Source organism: Kribbella sp. NPDC051620 (genome assembly GCF_044453825.1).
In the GTDB taxonomy this organism is placed as follows: Bacteria; Actinomycetota; Actinomycetes; order Propionibacteriales; family Kribbellaceae; genus Kribbella.
Genome location: NZ_JBITDB010000003.1, coordinates 667,386 through 682,773, shown reverse-complemented (window position 1 = coordinate 682,773; position 15,388 = coordinate 667,386). Strand labels below are relative to the sequence as shown.

At 67.9% G+C, this 15,388-nt stretch carries 11 protein-coding genes; 8 read left to right on the top strand and 3 right to left on the bottom strand.

Going from position 1 to position 15,388, the window contains the following annotated elements:
* The first annotated feature begins 3 nt into the window (after positions 1 to 3).
* Positions 4 to 261 (top strand): DUF6510 family protein, encoded by a 258-nt coding sequence (locus tag ACIA12_RS16195; protein WP_396367758.1) that lies wholly within the window; start codon positions 4 to 6, stop codon positions 259 to 261.
* Here the strand turns inward: ACIA12_RS16195 and ACIA12_RS16190 are convergent.
* The gene (locus tag ACIA12_RS16190) at positions 251 to 3,040 is read right to left on the bottom strand and encodes an AAA family ATPase (RefSeq protein WP_396367757.1); all 2,790 of its coding nucleotides are present in this window, start codon (positions 3,038 to 3,040) and stop codon (positions 251 to 253) included. The two genes, ACIA12_RS16195 and ACIA12_RS16190, sit on opposite strands and share 11 nt — an antisense overlap.
* Before the next feature lie 136 nt (positions 3,041 to 3,176).
* Between ACIA12_RS16190 and ACIA12_RS16185 the strand changes: the two genes are divergently transcribed.
* The 7 genes from ACIA12_RS16185 to ACIA12_RS16155 all read left to right on the top strand — a co-directional run bounded on the left by ACIA12_RS16185 (position 3,177) and on the right by ACIA12_RS16155 (position 12,159).
* Positions 3,177 to 5,918: an AAA family ATPase gene (locus ACIA12_RS16185; protein WP_396367756.1), complete on the top strand. Its 2,742-nt coding sequence runs from the start codon at positions 3,177 to 3,179 to the stop codon at positions 5,916 to 5,918.
* A gap of 146 nt (positions 5,919 to 6,064) precedes the next feature.
* Complete coding sequence (locus tag ACIA12_RS16180) at positions 6,065 to 7,192, top strand: lactonase family protein (protein ID WP_396367755.1); 1,128 nt, start codon at positions 6,065 to 6,067, stop codon at positions 7,190 to 7,192.
* Between the two features lie 215 nt (positions 7,193 to 7,407).
* A complete protein-coding gene (locus tag ACIA12_RS16175) occupies positions 7,408 to 8,901 on the top strand; it encodes a CocE/NonD family hydrolase (RefSeq protein ID WP_396367754.1) in 1,494 nt (497 codons plus the stop codon).
* Between the two features lie 32 nt (positions 8,902 to 8,933).
* Entirely contained in the window at positions 8,934 to 9,653 is a 720-nt protein-coding gene (locus tag ACIA12_RS16170) for an SDR family NAD(P)-dependent oxidoreductase (protein WP_396367753.1), read from the top strand.
* A 25-nt stretch (positions 9,654 to 9,678) separates the two neighbouring features.
* On the top strand, positions 9,679 to 10,479 hold the full coding sequence (locus ACIA12_RS16165; protein WP_396367752.1) for an SDR family NAD(P)-dependent oxidoreductase: 801 nt from the start codon (positions 9,679 to 9,681) through the stop codon (positions 10,477 to 10,479).
* 17 nt (positions 10,480 to 10,496) lie between these two features.
* Positions 10,497 to 11,837, top strand: a complete 1,341-nt coding sequence (locus ACIA12_RS16160) for an acyclic terpene utilization AtuA family protein (RefSeq protein ID WP_396367751.1) — start codon at positions 10,497 to 10,499, stop codon at positions 11,835 to 11,837.
* A complete protein-coding gene (locus ACIA12_RS16155) occupies positions 11,824 to 12,159 on the top strand; it encodes a hypothetical protein (RefSeq protein WP_396367750.1) in 336 nt (111 codons plus the stop codon). Before ACIA12_RS16160 ends, ACIA12_RS16155 begins: the two co-directional genes overlap by 14 nt.
* On the opposite strand, the gene ACIA12_RS16150 is transcribed toward ACIA12_RS16155, so the two are convergent.
* Positions 12,134 to 13,894, bottom strand: a complete 1,761-nt coding sequence (locus ACIA12_RS16150; protein WP_396367749.1) for a CocE/NonD family hydrolase — start codon at positions 13,892 to 13,894, stop codon at positions 12,134 to 12,136. The two genes, ACIA12_RS16155 and ACIA12_RS16150, sit on opposite strands and share 26 nt — an antisense overlap.
* On the bottom strand, positions 13,894 to 15,327 hold the full coding sequence (locus ACIA12_RS16145; RefSeq protein ID WP_396367748.1) for an MFS transporter: 1,434 nt from the start codon (positions 15,325 to 15,327) through the stop codon (positions 13,894 to 13,896). Before ACIA12_RS16145 ends, ACIA12_RS16150 begins: the two co-directional genes overlap by 1 nt.
* Between the last annotated feature and the right edge of the window lie 61 nt (positions 15,328 to 15,388).

Here is a 15,388-nt window from a genome sequence, read left to right as displayed (position 1 = left end):
GCGGTGACGCACCTTGACGGCAACGCGATCGGCGGGACGTTGTACGACGTCTTCGGCGCGGAGATGACCGCGACACCGTGTACCTGCGGCCGGTGCGGACACGAGCAAGCCATCGCCGAGATGCTGGTGTACACCGGGGGACCTGGCACTGTCGCGCGGTGCGTCGGCTGTTCCAACGTGCTCATCGTCGTGGTCGACCGTCGAGGGATCGCCTGTGTCGACCTGACGGGTGTCGCGTCGATGGGGGAGATCAGCCGGTAGCGCCGCTGTCCGTCGACGAACCACGGGAGGTGCGGATCGCGGCATGGTCCAGAGCGAGATGCAGCTTCGACCGGGAGGCGATGCCCAGCTTGTCGAACACCTTGTGGAGGTGGTACTCGACGGTGCGTGGGCTGATGAAGAGCCGGGTGCCGATCTCTGGATTGGTCAGCCCTTCTCGCGCCATCATCGCCACCCGCAACTCCTGTGGCGTGAGCTGCACGAGCGCGTCCACTGACCGGCTCCGTGCCTTCTCGCCGGTGGCCAGTTGCTCGCGGTGTGCCCGCTCGGCAAAAGCCACCGCCCCGATCTCGGTGAACGTTCGGTGCGCGGCACGCAGGTGCGGCCGGGCATCGATCCGTCGGCCCTGGCGGCGCAACCACTCCCCGTACAGCAGTTGCGTGCGGGCGTACTCAGTCCGGCCGCGACAGCGCCTGAGTCGCTCGATGGCCTCCAGGTAAAGGGATTCGCCGAGGTTTCCCGGGGCGAGCAACGCACGTGACCGCGCTTCGACTCCGAGCGCCCAGTCGGTCCCGGCGGCTCTCGTCTGCTCGGAGAGAACGTCCAGCGCCTCCGCCGCCTCCTTGAGTTGTCCGCTGCGCACGGCGGCTTCGATCAGTTCGGCCAGACCGGGCCCAACCAGTCCGAGCGGCTTGTCCCGTACTACGTCGAACGCCGCGACGAATGCCACGTCGTAGCGTCCGAGAGCGTTGTTGAGAACGGCTTCGGCCAGCCCAGCCGCCGCGAGTACCAGCCCCTCGCCGCGGTGTCCGGCGTCACGCCGGGCCGAGTCGAGCATGCTGCCCAGAAGCGGCTCGTCGCCCAGCCAGGCGGTCACCAGTAGCGAACCGGCGGACAACGGTGGACTGCCGATGGCGCCGGACAACCACTCTGATCGCCGAGCGAGCGCCCGGGCCGTTCGCAAGTCGCCTTGATGGATCTCGGTCAGGGCCTGCTGAAACAGCGCGTGTGGCAGCCGGGCCAGGTCGCCGTTGTCCTGACCGCGTCGAACGGAGCGGGCAGAGAACTCGGCGGAGGCGTCGTCGTCCCACAGGTCGCGGGCGACCCACGCGACCAGCCACAACCACTCAGGCGTCTCGAGTTCGGAGTCGGCCCGCTGGACGGCGTCCACACCGGCGCGCAGCAACCGATATGTCTCTGCGCCGGCGCCCGAATGCCGAGCCGAAAGCCCTGCCAGGAAGAGGCCGTCCGGTGTCGACGTGGCTACGGCGGTGGACTCGTACCGGCTGGCTGGGCGGTACTGGTCGCGGCGTCGGTTGCCGGCCGTGAGTGCTGCGGCGACGGCGGCCTCGAACCGGACGTTGTCTGCAGCAGGTGTGTCGAGTTGGTTCGGCGTCTCTGCCGCGCGCAGCAGGCAGTCGACTGCGGCCTGGCCCCGGCTGGTCGCGAACATCAGCCGTGCGCGCTCGTACTCGAGGCGCCACTGCAGCAGGGGATCGGACAGGCTTGTATCGACGACCGTCAGCAGTTGAGCGGCGGCGTCCGGATCCCCGGCCTCCCGCTTCGCGGCCGCCGCGGTCAGCGCGCGACTGCTGCGCAGCGCGACGTCCGTCGTCAATGAGGCCGCGAGTTCCAAGAACGCGGCCGCAGCAGCCGGGCCACCACGTTGCTGGGCGGTGGTCGCGGTGCGCTCCAGCTCCGTGGCCAACTCTTCGTCGCTGCCTTCGGCGGCCTGCGCGAGATGCCACGCGCGCCGATCCGCTGTCGAATGTCCGTCGGTGGCGGTCGCGAGCGCCCGATGTACCTCCCGGCGCTGCTCCTCGGTGGCGCGTTGGTAGCACCACATTCGCAGCGCGGGGGAGCCGAACAGCACTTGGACGCCAAGCCTCATCATGCCGGCCGATTCCAGCGCGGCGACGGCGTCTAAGGACAGTCCTAGTGTCCTGGCCGCGCGGCGCAGCAGGCTGGCGTCGCCGGTCGGATCAGCACTTGCCAACAGCAACAGGCGGCGGCCTTCCTCGGGCAGGTCCATGAGCCCGGTCGGCGGCTCGGCAGATGAGTTGGCGCGCGTCGTACCCGGTACGGCGTAGCCTCCGGCGAAAGCCGCAGGCGACACGCCCTGCAAAGACTCCAGGAGAAGCCGCGGATTGCCGCGGGCTTCCCGGATCACCCGGCCGGCCACCACTTCATCCACACCGCCCGGCACGACGGCGCTCACCAGCATCCGAAGGTCAGCGTAGGACAGCCGACCGAGCGCGAGGGAGGGCAGGTCCGCCAGCCTTGACGTGTACTCTTCACGCTCCGCGAGCAGAAAGACACAGCCACCGGCCAGCCGTCTGAGGGCATAGACCAGCACCTGCGCGGACGCTTCGTCGAACCAATGAGCGTCGTCCAGGACACAGAGCAGCGGCCGGCGCGCGGAGCCCTCGTCGAGCAGGCGACGGACACGCTCCCCGAGTTCTCGTCTCTGTTGGGACCCATCGGCCGGGAACAGCCCGAGCGTGGGAGTCAGCGACGGCACATCTCGCGTGCCGTCCGCCAGACTGTCGCCGAGCAACTGCAGGCCGGTACCCGGAAAGTTCGCCTCGGTCGCAACGGCTCGCAGCCGGACCACCCGGAAGCCGTCCGCCTCCGCCACCACGCTGTCGAAAAGAGCGGTCTTGCCGATGCCGGTGGGTCCTCGCACCACCAGGGCAGCGCTGCCGCCCGCGCGGGCGTCGCGGACCAGCCGGCGCAACAGCGACGCTTCGAGCGAACGCCCGACGAACTCCGGCGCCGCGATCGATTCCTGACACCACGAGCGGGGGCCGACCAATGTCACCCGCCGACGATCGCCGCAACGGGCGCCGCCAGGCCCCGGTAAAGCCCCGGGCGCCACCACGGGGATTTTCGCCGGGGACTACCCGGGGGTGGCGATCGTGACCTCCCGCCAGTCCCGCGGCTACTCTTTCGACCACTTGACCGGACTGAGAAACGGCGGTACTTCGATGCTGCGGGACCGACGCGAGGAACGCGCGGTGCTCCACGAACTGCTGCAAGCGGTCCGGGCCGGCATGAGCCGAGCGCTGGTCGTCCGTGGCGAGGTCGGCATCGGCAAGACCGCCCTGCTCGACCACCTCGCCGCGGAGGCCACCGACTGCCGGGTCCTGCGGATCGCAGGGGTCGAGCCAGAAACGGACGTCACCTTCGCTGGGTTGCACCAACTGGTTGCCCCACTCCTCGGTCGCCTCGACCGGCTGCCGGAACCACAGCGGGACACGCTGCGCATCACGTTCGGACTCGCCGCTGGTCCGACGCCGGACGAGTTGCTGATCGGTCTGTCGCTGCTCGGACTGCTCGCCGATGCGGCGGCCGAACGACCGCTCGTCTGTCTGGTCGATGACGCACAGTGGCTCGACACCGCCACCCTCCGTGCCGTGACCTTCGTCGCCCGGCGGATCCAGGCGGAGTCGGTCGGGTTGGTCCTGGCGGTCCGGGATTCGTACGAGGGCACCGGGTTCGACAAGCTGCCGGAACTGGTGGTCAGCGGCCTGCCCGAGCAGGATGCCCGCGAGTTGCTGGCGGCAACGTTCCGGGGTGCGGCCGACCAGCGGGTGATCGAACGGATCCTGGCCGAGAGCCAAGGCAACCCCCTCGCCCTGCTCGAGCTGCCCAAGGACTTGACCTTGCCCGAGGCAGCCGGTGGCTTCGGGCTTCCCAGCGCGGCGGCAGTGTCGGCCCGGCTCGACCGGGTGTACCAAGGACGCCTGGCGATGTTGCCGCTGAACACCCGGCTTCTGCTGCTCGTCGCGGCAGCCGATCCGACCGGCGACGCCGAGCTGGTGTGGCGCGCGGCGACGCGCCTGGGGCTGGGATCGCAGGCGCTGGCTCCCGCGACCAAGTCCGGATTGATCGAGATCGGCACGCGCGTGGGTTTCCGGCACCCTCTGGTGCGCTCGACCGTGTACCGGGCTGCCAGTCCTGAGGACCTGCGGCTGGCGCATCGCGCCCTGGCCGAGGTCACCGCGGATTCGGACCCGGAGTGCCGCTCCTGGCACTTCGCCCAGGCCGCGGCCGGCCCCGATGAGGCGCTTGCCGCGGACCTGGAGCTCTCAGCCGGCCTGGCGCGCGCTCGCGGTGGTGCGGCGGCCGCGGCGGCCTTCCTCAACAAGAGCGTCGAACTCACCCCAGACCCGGCCCGCCGGGCCGCGCGAGCGGTGTCAGCTGCCGAAACGAAGTACGCCGCGGGCGCCTATCCGGCAGCGCTGAACCTGGTCGGACTCGCCCAGTCCGGACCGTTGGACCCGTTGCACCGGGCCCGCGCCGACATCGTTCGGGCCCGGGCGGCCTGGGCGTTGGGCGACAGCAGGGACACGCTCGCAGTGCTGCTGCAGGCCGCCGGACAACTCGGTTCGGTAGATGTCGAGCGGAGCCGCGACACCTACATCGAGGCGGTCGCGACCGCGACCTTCGCCGGCGCGCTCGGCTCCGAGGTCGATGTCTTGCAACTGGCCGGAGCCTTGCGCAGCGCCGCTCCCGCGCCTGCCCCAGCCCGCGCGGCCGATCTGCTTCTCGACGGCCTGACCGTCCGCTTCGCCGACGGCTACCCTGCCGGCGTACCGCTGCTCCGGGTGGCGGTGCAAGCTTTCCGGGCGCCCGATCTGACCGACGCTGACATCGAGTGGCTTCCGCTGGCCTGCGCTGCCGCGGCCCATCTGTGGGACATCGACAGCTGGTCCGAACTCGCGACCCGCAAGGTCAGGCTGACCAGGCGCGCCGGCGCGCTGAGCACGCTTCCGCTGGCGCTCGATTCCAGTGCCAGCCTCCATGTGCTGACCGGCGAGCTCACCGAGACCCGATCCCTGCTGGACGAGCTGCGGACCGTCCGCGACGTCACCGGAACATCGGCGGTGCCCATGAGCGCGGTGCTCTGCGCCGCCTGGCAAGGTGACGACACCTCGCTGTCCACGCTGGCCGAGCAGAGCGCCGACGAGTTGAAGGCTCGGGGTACCAGCCTGAGTCTCAGCGTCATGAGCTGGAGCCAGGCCGTCCTCGCCAACGGGACCGGGCGGTACGCGGTAGCGCTCACCGCCGCGACCGAAGCCACTCAGCAGTACTTCGCGACCAACATGCCGCCCGGTGGCGCTTTCGCCGAACTGGTCGAGGCGGCAACGCGGTCGGGGCAACTCGATCAGGCCCGGGCCGGCATCGAGCAGCTCAGCGCCATCACTACAGTCGCCGGAACCGCTTGGGCCGTGGGTGTCGAGACCCGGTGCCGTGCCCTGGTCGCCGACGATGCATCGGCCGACGGGCTGTACCGATCTGCCATCGAGCAGTTGAGCAGCACCCGCGTGCGGGGCGAGCTTGCCCGCACCCACCTGCTGTACGGCGAGTGGCTGCGCCGGGGTGGTCGGCCCACGCAAGCGCGGGAACAGTTGCGTACCGCTCACACCATGTTCACCGACATGGGCATGATGGCCTTCGCCGATCGCGCCGGCGCCGAACTGCGCGCAGCAGGCGGCAGCATCCGCAGCCGCGATGGAGGCAGCGCGGACAAGCTCACCGCCCAGGAGGCCCAGATCGTGCTGCTGGTGCGCGAAGGCCTGTCCAACGTCGAGATCGCCGCACGCATGTTCATCAGTCCGCGAACGGTGGAGTGGCACCTGAGCAACGTCTTCGCGAAACTGCAGATCACCTCGCGTCGCCAGCTCCGCGGCTGATCGCCGAATTCCCGACTGGGGTTCTGACGGATGCGATGCCGAGGACCGCTCGACGACAGTGGACGGCGGCTGCGACGCAGCCCGGCCGGTGCGTTGAGCCCCGGCGACTACCGGCCGGTCCGCCACTGACTCTGCGAGGATCCTTGATGAAACGCGTCTTCACCGCCGCGGCCTTGGCCGTCGGCGCGACACTTGCCGCGGTCGTGCTGACCGTCCCGGCAAGCGCCGCCACGCTGTCCACGTCCGGCCAGGGCCGGGCAGTCTTTGTCCAGAGCAACGATTCGGCCGGCAACACCGTGGTCGCCTACCACCGGCGCGCCGACGGCAGCCTGGTCCAGGCCGGCAGCTACGCCACCGGGGGGAAGGGCGGCATCCTCGATGGAGCGGTCGTCGACGCCACAGCGTCGCAGGGCTCACTCGCCTACGATCGGCGCTCCGGTCTGCTGTACGCCGCGAACGCGGGCAGCGACTCGATCACGACCTTCTCCGTTCGCGGTGATCAGCTCGTCCGCCGCCAGGTCGTCGGCTCCGGCGGTGACTTCCCGGTCAGCATCGCGGTGCACGACAATCTGGTCTACGTGCTCAACGCGCGTGACGGCGGCTCGATCCAGGGGTACCTGCAGGTCGCCGGCCGGTTGGTCCCGATCGGACCGTGGCACCGCGGTCTGGGCCTCGATCCGTTCCAGACGCCCGAGTTCACCAGCACACCCGGTCAGATCGCCTTCACTCCCGACGGCAGCCGGCTCGTCGTCACCACCAAGAACGGTGCCAACAGCATCGATATCTTCCGGGTCGGACTGCTCGGGCCGTCCTGGCCCACCGTCACCACCCTGCCCGGCGCCGTACCGTTCGCGGTCTCCTTCGACGCGGCCGGTCACCTTGCCGTCGCCGAGGCCGGGCCCAACGCTGTCGCGACGTTCAGAATCAACGCCAACGACACTCTGACCGCGTTGGACTCCGCTGCGACGGGTCAAGCGGCCACCTGCTGGATCGCCACCGTCGGCGGCAGGCTCTATCTCTCCAACGCTGGAAGCGATTCCGTGTCCGGCTACACCGTTGACAGCCAGGGCGCCCTGGCCACGACCGGAACCACCAGCACCGACGCCGGTACGGTCGATCTGACCGCATCCTCCGACGGCGTGAACCTGTACGTCCGTACCGGCCAGGCCGGCAACATCAACGCCTACCGCATCAATACCAACGGCTCCCTCACCCGGGTCGGCTCGGTCACCGTTCCGCACGGTGCTGCCGGCGAAGGCATCGTCGCGCTGTAACCGGTATCGGCCCGATCGGTCCCCAGCTGCAGCCACCGGCCGTGGCTGGGGGCTGGACGAGCGCAAGCTGCAGCGGACTGGATCCAGATTGCACGTTTCTCGTCCTGCCGAGCCGATGAATGAGCGATTATTTGGTGCGGCGGTGCCAGATAGCGCCTCCAACTAGCATCGGCAGGGCGGCAGCCTCCTACCGGACCACAGCAGATTGGACGACCATGTCCGACCCATTGACACCGGCCCAGCTCATGGCGCAGTTCATCGAGCAGATCGGCACGGACCTGCCTGCCCCGACCGTCTCGGCGACGGACCCCTTCTTCACCTACGACCGCCCGCCGACGTTCGGCGTGCATGCCGAGCAGATCGAGATACCGATGAACGACGGCGGTTTCCTCACCGGCGAGCTACATCGGCCGGCGACGCCGGACGGAGATCCCGCGCCCGGCCCGTTCCCGGGGATCGTGTTCGAGTTCAACGGGTACGACGCCGTGCAGTTCTTCGCCGCCGGCGCAGGGCATTTCGTCACCCGTGGCTACATCGTTGTCGTCTGCAACGTTCGTGGTACCGGCGGCTCTCCAGGCACTGTCGACCCCTTCGGTCCACAGGAGCAGAAAGACAACGCCGAGCTGATCGAGTGGCTGGCCGCGCTTCCGTTCTGTACCGGCAAGGTCGGGCAGATGGGGGTGAGCTACGGCGGTCACAACTCACTGCTGGCGGCTGTCAACGCGCCGGAACACCTCACCACGGTCATCGCCGTTCAGGCGTTCAGCGATTGGTACGAGAACACGATCTACCGTGGCGGAATCGCCAACGCTCAGATCCGTGACTGGCAGCGGGACACCGCACCGGAGACGCTCCAGACGTACCCGCAACATCCGTTGTACGACGAGTACTGGAAAGATCGCAGTGTCAAAGCCCGCTGGGATCGTCTCCGGATTCCGGTGCTGGACGTCGGTGGATGGCTGGATCCGTACCGGCTCGGCATGGTCGAGAACTTCCGTGCTCGGCCGGAGCAGACGTGGATGGTCGCCGGGCCCTGGTCCCACGGCATGGTGCCGGGTCAGTTCGAGGACATCGGCGCCGCGGCCTACCTTGCCTGGTTGGACTATTGGCTCTCTGATCTTCCTGGAGCGCTCCCGCAGGCCAGGGTCACTTCGTATGAGATGCCCCGGGAAGGCTGGCGTCAGTACGCGGATTGGCCGCCTCCCGAGTCCCGGCCGGTCACTTTTGTGCTGGCCTCGGGCGGCAGACTGTTGCCGGGTGAATCAGCCACCGGGGAATCGACGGTGTCGACCTTCGACGTGTCGACCGGCAGCCTGGTCTTCGAGACCGAACCTGGACAGGCCGACCTGGTGATCGCGGGTGAGCTCAAGGCCGATGTGCGGCTGGCTTTCAGCGCCTCCGACGGCAATGTAGCGGTTGTCCTGGAGGAGGTCGACAAGGACGGCGCCTCCACTCGCATCACCAACGGATGGCTCCGCGCGAGCCACCGCGATGGAAGCGCCGGCCTGGCCGCCGTGGAACCAGGTGACGAATACGTTCTGTCAGTGACGTTGTGGCCGGCACACCATCGGCTTCTGGCCGGACATCGGCTGCGGGTCACGCTCTCCAGCCGGGACTTCCCGCTGATCGACGACAACGCACCGGATGGCACCGTGTCGGTCCGGCTCGGCGACAACGGCTCGAGCCTCAGCCTTCAGGCACTCCGATGACGCCAGGTCCCCTCGCGGGAAGGTCAGCGTTGGTGACCGGTGCCGGCCAAGGCATCGGCCGCGGCATCGCCACGGCGTTGGCCGGTGCCGGCGCATCCGTTGCGGTGGTCGATGCCGATGGCGATCGTGCGGAAGCGGTGGCTGCCGAGATAGCTGGCCTGCCATTGACCTGCGACGTTCGCGAACCGGATCAGGTCCAAGCGGCGGTCTCCACTGTCGTCGATCGGTTCGGCACCGTCGACATCCTCGTCAACAACGCGATGGCGCAGACACCCGGCATACCGTTGTCCGAAGTCTCCCTTGCTGAGTTCGAGTTACCGTTCAGAGTCGGGCCCTGGGGCACGTTCCTGTTCATGAAGGAGTGCTTTCCGTATCTTCGGGAAAGCCAGGCCGGCGGTCGGGTCGTGAACCTCCGTTCAGGATCCGAGCTGGAAGGGCGCGCCGGATACGGCCCTTATGTTGCAGCCAAGGGAGCAATCGCAGGTCTGACCAGGGTTGCCGCGCGCGAGTGGGGCCGCCATGGCATCACCGTCAACGCACTCTCACCATTTGTGCTCGGCGAAGCGGCCGAGCAGTACTTCAGCGACCGGCCTGAAGAACTGCGGGAACTGCTGGCGAAGACCTCGATCCCCCGTTCCGGCCGGGCCGTGGAGGACGTCGGCCGGGTCGTGGTGTTCCTGGCCGGTCCGGATGCGAGCTATCTCACCGGCTGCACCATCCCCGTCGACGGCGGCGGAATCTTCTTCAGTTGAACCCAGTGACCCTGGAAGGACACACATGCAGGGAAAAGTGGCAGTTGTCACCGGCGCCGGTGGTGGTATCGGCGCCGCCTGTGCCGCCGAGTTCGCGAGCCGGGGCGTAGCCGTCCTGCTCGCTGACATCGACGGTGAGGCAGCGCAGAAACGTGCGGCGGAGATCGCCAGTACCGGGGCTGCCGCTTACGGCCTCCAGGTCGACGTGCAGGTCGAGAAGGACGTCGAAGCGATGATCGCAGAGGCGATCACCCGGTTCGGTCGCCTCGACATCCTGCAGAACAACGCCGCGGCCACCGTCGCCTCTCAGCAGGACGACGATCTGACTGTCATGGACACCGACCTGTGGGACCTCACGATGGCGGTGAACCTGCGTGGCCCGATGCTGGGATGCAAGTACGCCATCCCCATCATGATCGACACCGGGGGCGGGGTCATCGTGAACATCTCCTCTGGTTCCGCAGTGATCGGTGAGCCCACCCGCTTCGCCTACGGCGCCTCCAAGGCCGGACTCAACTCGATGACGCGTTCTGTCGCCGCTCGCTACGGCAAGCAGAACATCCGCTGTGTGGCGGTCATGCCGGGCATAACCTTGACCGATCGAGCACGCGAGGCACTCCACGGGTCCCCGTGGCTGGAAACGATGGAGCGGCACCACGCGACTCCGCGCCTCGGCCGGCTGGACGACATCGCCAAGTTCGTCGCGTTCGTTGCCTCGGACGACGCCGGCTTCATCACGGGCAGCGTGCACGCGGTCGACGGTGGCGTGCTCAGTGCGGCTCCCTACGCCGCCTACATGCGCGAGCACGGCACCCAGCCCTTCTGAGGAGTCAGGAGAGCAGCATGATTTCCAAGAAGGCCAGGATCGGTGGCGGGGCGGGGTTCTCGGGAGACCGGATCGAGCCCGCCGTCGCCCTCGTCGAATCGGCCGGCCTCGACGACCTCGTACTGGAGTGCCTCGCCGAACGCACGATCGCACTGGGGCACAAACGGCGAAGGCACGACCCCGCGCAGGGGTACGACCCGCTGCTCGTCCGAAGGCTTCAGGCACTGATCCCGGTGGCCCACCGGCAGGGGGTTCGGCTGATCACGAACATGGGTGCGGCCAACCCGCTGGGAGCCGGAGACGTGGCTGTGCAGATCGCCCGTGGCGAGGGGCTGGACCTGAAGGTGGGCGTCCTGACGGGCGACGACGTGCTGGCTCTCATCGACTTGGACTCGCCGGCGCTCGAGGATGGCCGTCCACTCGGAGATCACGGCGAGGTGATCTCCGCCAACGCCTACCTCGGGGCGGTCGCTCTCTTCCCGGCCCTCGAGCGGGGCGCCGAGGTGATCATCACGGGGCGCGTCGCCGATCCCTCGCTCTTTCTCGCGCCGCTCGCCCACCGACTTGGGTGGGACCTCACAGATTGGACCCAGATGGCGTCCGGAACCCTGGTCGGCCATCTGCTCGAGTGCGCGGGGCAGTTGACCGGAGGATACTTCGCAGACCCTGGCCACAAGGACGTGCATCGGCTGGCAGACCTCGGATTTCCCTTCGCGGAGGTGGCATCGGACACCTCGACCGAGCTGGGCAAGCTCCCTGGAACCGGAGGGTCGCTCACCCGGCGCACTGTCGTTGAGCAATTGCTCTACGAGGTCACCGACCCAGGGTCCTACCTGACCCCGGACGTGGAGCTGGATCTTCGCAGCGTCACAGTCCGCGAAAGTGCCGAAGATCGAGTGGTTGTCCAAGGAGCTGTCGGTCGGCCGCGGCCCGACCAGTTGAAGGTGAGTGTGGGTTATCAGGCCGGCTACCGCGCTGAGGCGGAGATCTCCTACGTAGGTCCCAACGCGGAAGCACGCGCTCGGCTGGCCGGCGAGGTCGTGGCAGACCGGCTTCGCGGTACCGGGATCGAGCTTCGATTCGACTTGATCGGCTCGATGCCACCAGGCGGCCGGGATGAGCACCATGACCGTGATCGTCACTGCCGGCTGCGCGTCGCAGCACTCGGCGACGCGGAGCGCGCGGGCGACGTATGCCACGAGGTGGAGGCGCTGTACACGAACGGACCAGCCGGAGGTGGCGGCGTACGCACCAGCACCACCGAGGTGATAGGCATCGTCTCGACCTTCGTGCACCGAGATGCCGTCCGGCCCGAGACGACCATCTTGGAGACCGGAGCAGTAGATGCGACTGCATGACATCGCCCATGCCCGCGCCGGTGACAAGGGCGACACCTCCACGATCACGGTGATTCCGTACGACGACGCGGACTACGCATGGCTGGCCCGGTGGCTCACTGCTGACCGGGTCCACGATCACTTTGCTGATCTCGTCAACGGCGGCGTGACACGGTTCGAGCTGCCACTGCTGCCTGCTCTGCAGTTCGTCTGCCGGAACTCCCTGGACGGTGGCGTGACCACTTCCGTGGCGATCGACACACATGGCAAAGGGATGAGTTTCCGTCTGCTCGCACTCCACATACCGCGTCTCGTGGTCAGCGAGGAATCATCGGGAGGATGATTCGGCTGGGATGCCGGTGATCGCGGTGGATGGCCTGCTGGGCAACGCGAAGGTCGGCCTCGGTGTCGGTGCCCAGGGGGTTGCCGGTGTTCGGGTTCGGTTCCCATTCGGGGAAGCAGCTGGAGGAGATGTAGAGGCCGATCCGGTGACCCGGTGCCAGTACCACGCTGGTCGCGGCCAGATCGATGTGGAAGAGGTAGACGGCGCCCGGACGCAGTGGGGTGCTCGGCACAGCGTGCCGAGCACGGATCGCGCCTTCGCACAGGTTGAACGCTCGCCCGTCGGGATGGACATCGACGAGGATTGCGGTGAAGTCGGTATCCGGGGCATCGGTGGAGGCCCAGAGATCGACCGTCACCGGGCCGGTGAGTTCGGTTGCTGCGGGCAACGGGTCGGAGAGGTACGTCAGGACGTCGGCCCGATCGCCGTTCTCGCGCTGGTCGACCGGCCCGGGCAGCTCTCCGCCGCTGCCGAGCAGGCGACCGCCTCTGGTGGGTACGGGGTTGCGTGGGTCATAGGTGAAGTAATCGGTGCCGTCATCCGAGGGCGGGCGCCGGTCGCTGAGAAGCCCGTCCTGATGGAGGTACCAGGAGGTGTACTGGACCCGGGCCGGGGGCCATTCCTGCTCGTCGCGCCATCTGTTCTCGCCCATCACGAAGATCCGTACCGGTGCCTGCTCTGTAACGGGTTCGTCGTGTAGCCAGCGCCGGAACCAATCCGCGCGTTGCTGGGTGATGTCGATTGATGCAGCGGGGCCGAAGTCCAGTTCGCCGACTGCGCTGGCTGCGGGGTGCCAGTGGTCCCAGGGGCCGATGACGAGGCGCTGGGCTTGGCGTGCTCGTTCGGACGGCGCCTGCCTGCGCATGCCGGTGTAGTGCCGCAGGGTGGCACCCAGATGGATGTCGTACCAACTGCCCACGTGCAGCGCGGGCAGGTCGATTGCGCTGTAGTGGCTGGTCGGATTGGTTCGCAACCAGGTCGAGTCGTAGCGGGACTCGTGGTCGAAGGCCTCGTCGAGCCAGCTTGCGCGGCCGTGCCAGAGCGGGTTGTCGCGCAGCGGCCGGGTGCGGAAGACTGCCTCCATAGCGGCCTTTGCCTGAGCCCGTGCTGTGTCGAGGACTGCGGGGTCGTCCTGCCGGCCGGCCCTCTGTACCTCGTGGGTCACCCGGCTGAGCTCTCGGAGCTGGGGATCCTGGATGCCCCATTCCTCGGCCATCTCCGCGATTACGTGGGCGGTCCAGCCGATCCGGAGTGCGAGGCGGAAGGTGCCGCCCGAGTCGAAGGTGCCCTCCCAATAGTCGGCAGCGCATGCTTCAGGCGCGATCACTTCAAGGTGCGGTGGGGTGGCCTGCGCTGCCAGCCATTGCGCGTTGCCGCCATAGGACTGACCAAACATGCCGACCCGTCCGTTGGACCATGTCTGGAGCGCGGCCCATTCGACGGTGTCGTAGCCGTCCTCTACTTCGGAGTGGATGTAGGACCAGGATCCTTCGGAACCGAAGCGGCCACGGCAGCTCTGTACGAGTACGGCGAACCCTTCGGCCGCGAGCCGGTCCGGCTGGAGAGCGGCATGCGCGATGATCGGGTCGTAGGGCGTACGGGAGACCAGCACCGGCACCGGTCTGCTGACATCCGGTCGCCACAGATCCGCCCGCAGCGAGGTGCCATCACGCATGGGGACGCAGATGTCCTCTTCGGTGATCACAGCGGCGGTATGCGGGATGGTGCTTGTCATCAGTTGGCTTCTCCGACTCGGGTTGTGCGTCCGAGGAGGACGACAAAGAGGGCGGCGGCGGTGCCGCAGGCCGCGCAGATGAACCACGACGTGATGTAGGCGCCCTCGGTGGGCAGCGTGCTCCCGGGCTGCCTGAGGGTTGACAGCACGAAGGCGAACACCGCCGCGCCGAGACTGCCGCCCAGTGCTCTGAGCGTGTTGTACATCCCAGTCGCCATGGCGACCTTGGTGCCGTCGCTACGTTCGGTGATCAGCGCCAGGATCGACGAGAACGCGAGTGAACTGCCGAACGCGGCGATCGGTGTCACGATCATGAACAGGGCCAGAGAATCGTGGTGGACAACGAAAACGAGGTTCACGACCACTTCCAGACAGATGCTCACGACGACCGTTCGAGCGGTGCCGAAGGTGCGGCAGATCACCCCCATCAGCGCGGCGCCGAGCACACCGCAGACACCGGCGCCGACGAGCACCGGGATCGCTCGCTCCGGTGTGAGATCGAGGCCGTAGCCGGCGATGGTGCGATCGGCGGCGAGGAAGGTGAGGCCGATGGTCTGGGATCCGATCAAGCCGACGCCGAGCAGCAGGCTGGCCAGGTAGAACCGCAGCAGTTGCGGCTGCACGAGCGTGCGGACGTCGACCATCGGATGCTCGACACGCAACTCGATCCGGGCCCATGCAGTCAGCAGGGCTGCCGCTCCGCCGAGCAGAAGGACGGTGACCAGCGGTGAACGCTCCCTTGCTCCACTGACCGTCCACAGCAGAAGGAGCAGTCCACCGCTGAGCGTGGCAGCGCCCGCCCAGTCGATCGCCCGGACCGCGCGAACGCTGCTGTCCGGCACGAACAGGACGGACAGCAGCACCGCAATGGCCAACAGCACCACCGGAATCACCAGCGCCGAGCGGGCGCTTCCGAGGGACGAGTGAGCAACGCCGGCTACGACGAATCCGGCGACACCGCCGAGCATCACGGTTGCGAAGAGGAAACCGACCGCGCTTCGGGCCCTCGGTCCTTGGATCCGGCTGCGTACGATCCCGAGTTCGAGCGGGAGTACGCCGGCCAGCGCGCCGAGAAATGCCTGCCCGACGAGCATGACACCGAAGTTGGGCCCGAACGCGAACAGCGCGGCGCCGGTGAGTGCGAGCAGGAGCGCGATCCGCATCATCCGGCGATGCCCGTACATGTCACCGAGCCGGCCGATGATCGGCACACTGATCGCGGCCGAGAGGAGATTGACCGACGCGATCAAGCTGAGGTCAGCCGGCGAGATGCCGAGCTCCTTGCCCAGCTGGGGCACGAGCGCTGGAGTAGTGCCCTGGACGAGGCCGCTGAGTAGTTCGACGAGGACGAGGACAGTCACCGTGGCCTGGTACCGGCCGGTGGTGTCCTGGTCTGGTGAGCGCGAAGGTTCTGTGGTGGATTGGCCGGTCATGAACGACTCCGATCAGGCGACCCCGCTGGTCGAATGAATCTAAGATCGCCATCCAGCGGGG

Bases quoted from the DNA above. Each gene is read 5' to 3' on its own strand.
- ACIA12_RS16180 (WP_396367755.1), top strand. From the start codon at position 6,065: ATGAAACGCGTCTTCACCGCCGCGGCCTTGGCCGTCGGCGCGACACTT.
- ACIA12_RS16175 (WP_396367754.1), top strand. From the start codon at position 7,408: ATGTCCGACCCATTGACACCGGCCCAGCTCATGGCGCAGTTCATCGAG.
- ACIA12_RS16165 (WP_396367752.1), top strand. From the start codon at position 9,679: ATGCAGGGAAAAGTGGCAGTTGTCACCGGCGCCGGTGGTGGTATCGGC.
- ACIA12_RS16160 (WP_396367751.1), top strand. From the start codon at position 10,497: ATGATTTCCAAGAAGGCCAGGATCGGTGGCGGGGCGGGGTTCTCGGGA.
- ACIA12_RS16155 (WP_396367750.1), top strand. From the start codon at position 11,824: ATGCGACTGCATGACATCGCCCATGCCCGCGCCGGTGACAAGGGCGAC.
- ACIA12_RS16150 (WP_396367749.1), bottom strand. From the start codon at position 13,894: ATGACAAGCACCATCCCGCATACCGCCGCTGTGATCACCGAAGAGGAC.
- ACIA12_RS16145 (WP_396367748.1), bottom strand. From the start codon at position 15,327: ATGACCGGCCAATCCACCACAGAACCTTCGCGCTCACCAGACCAGGAC.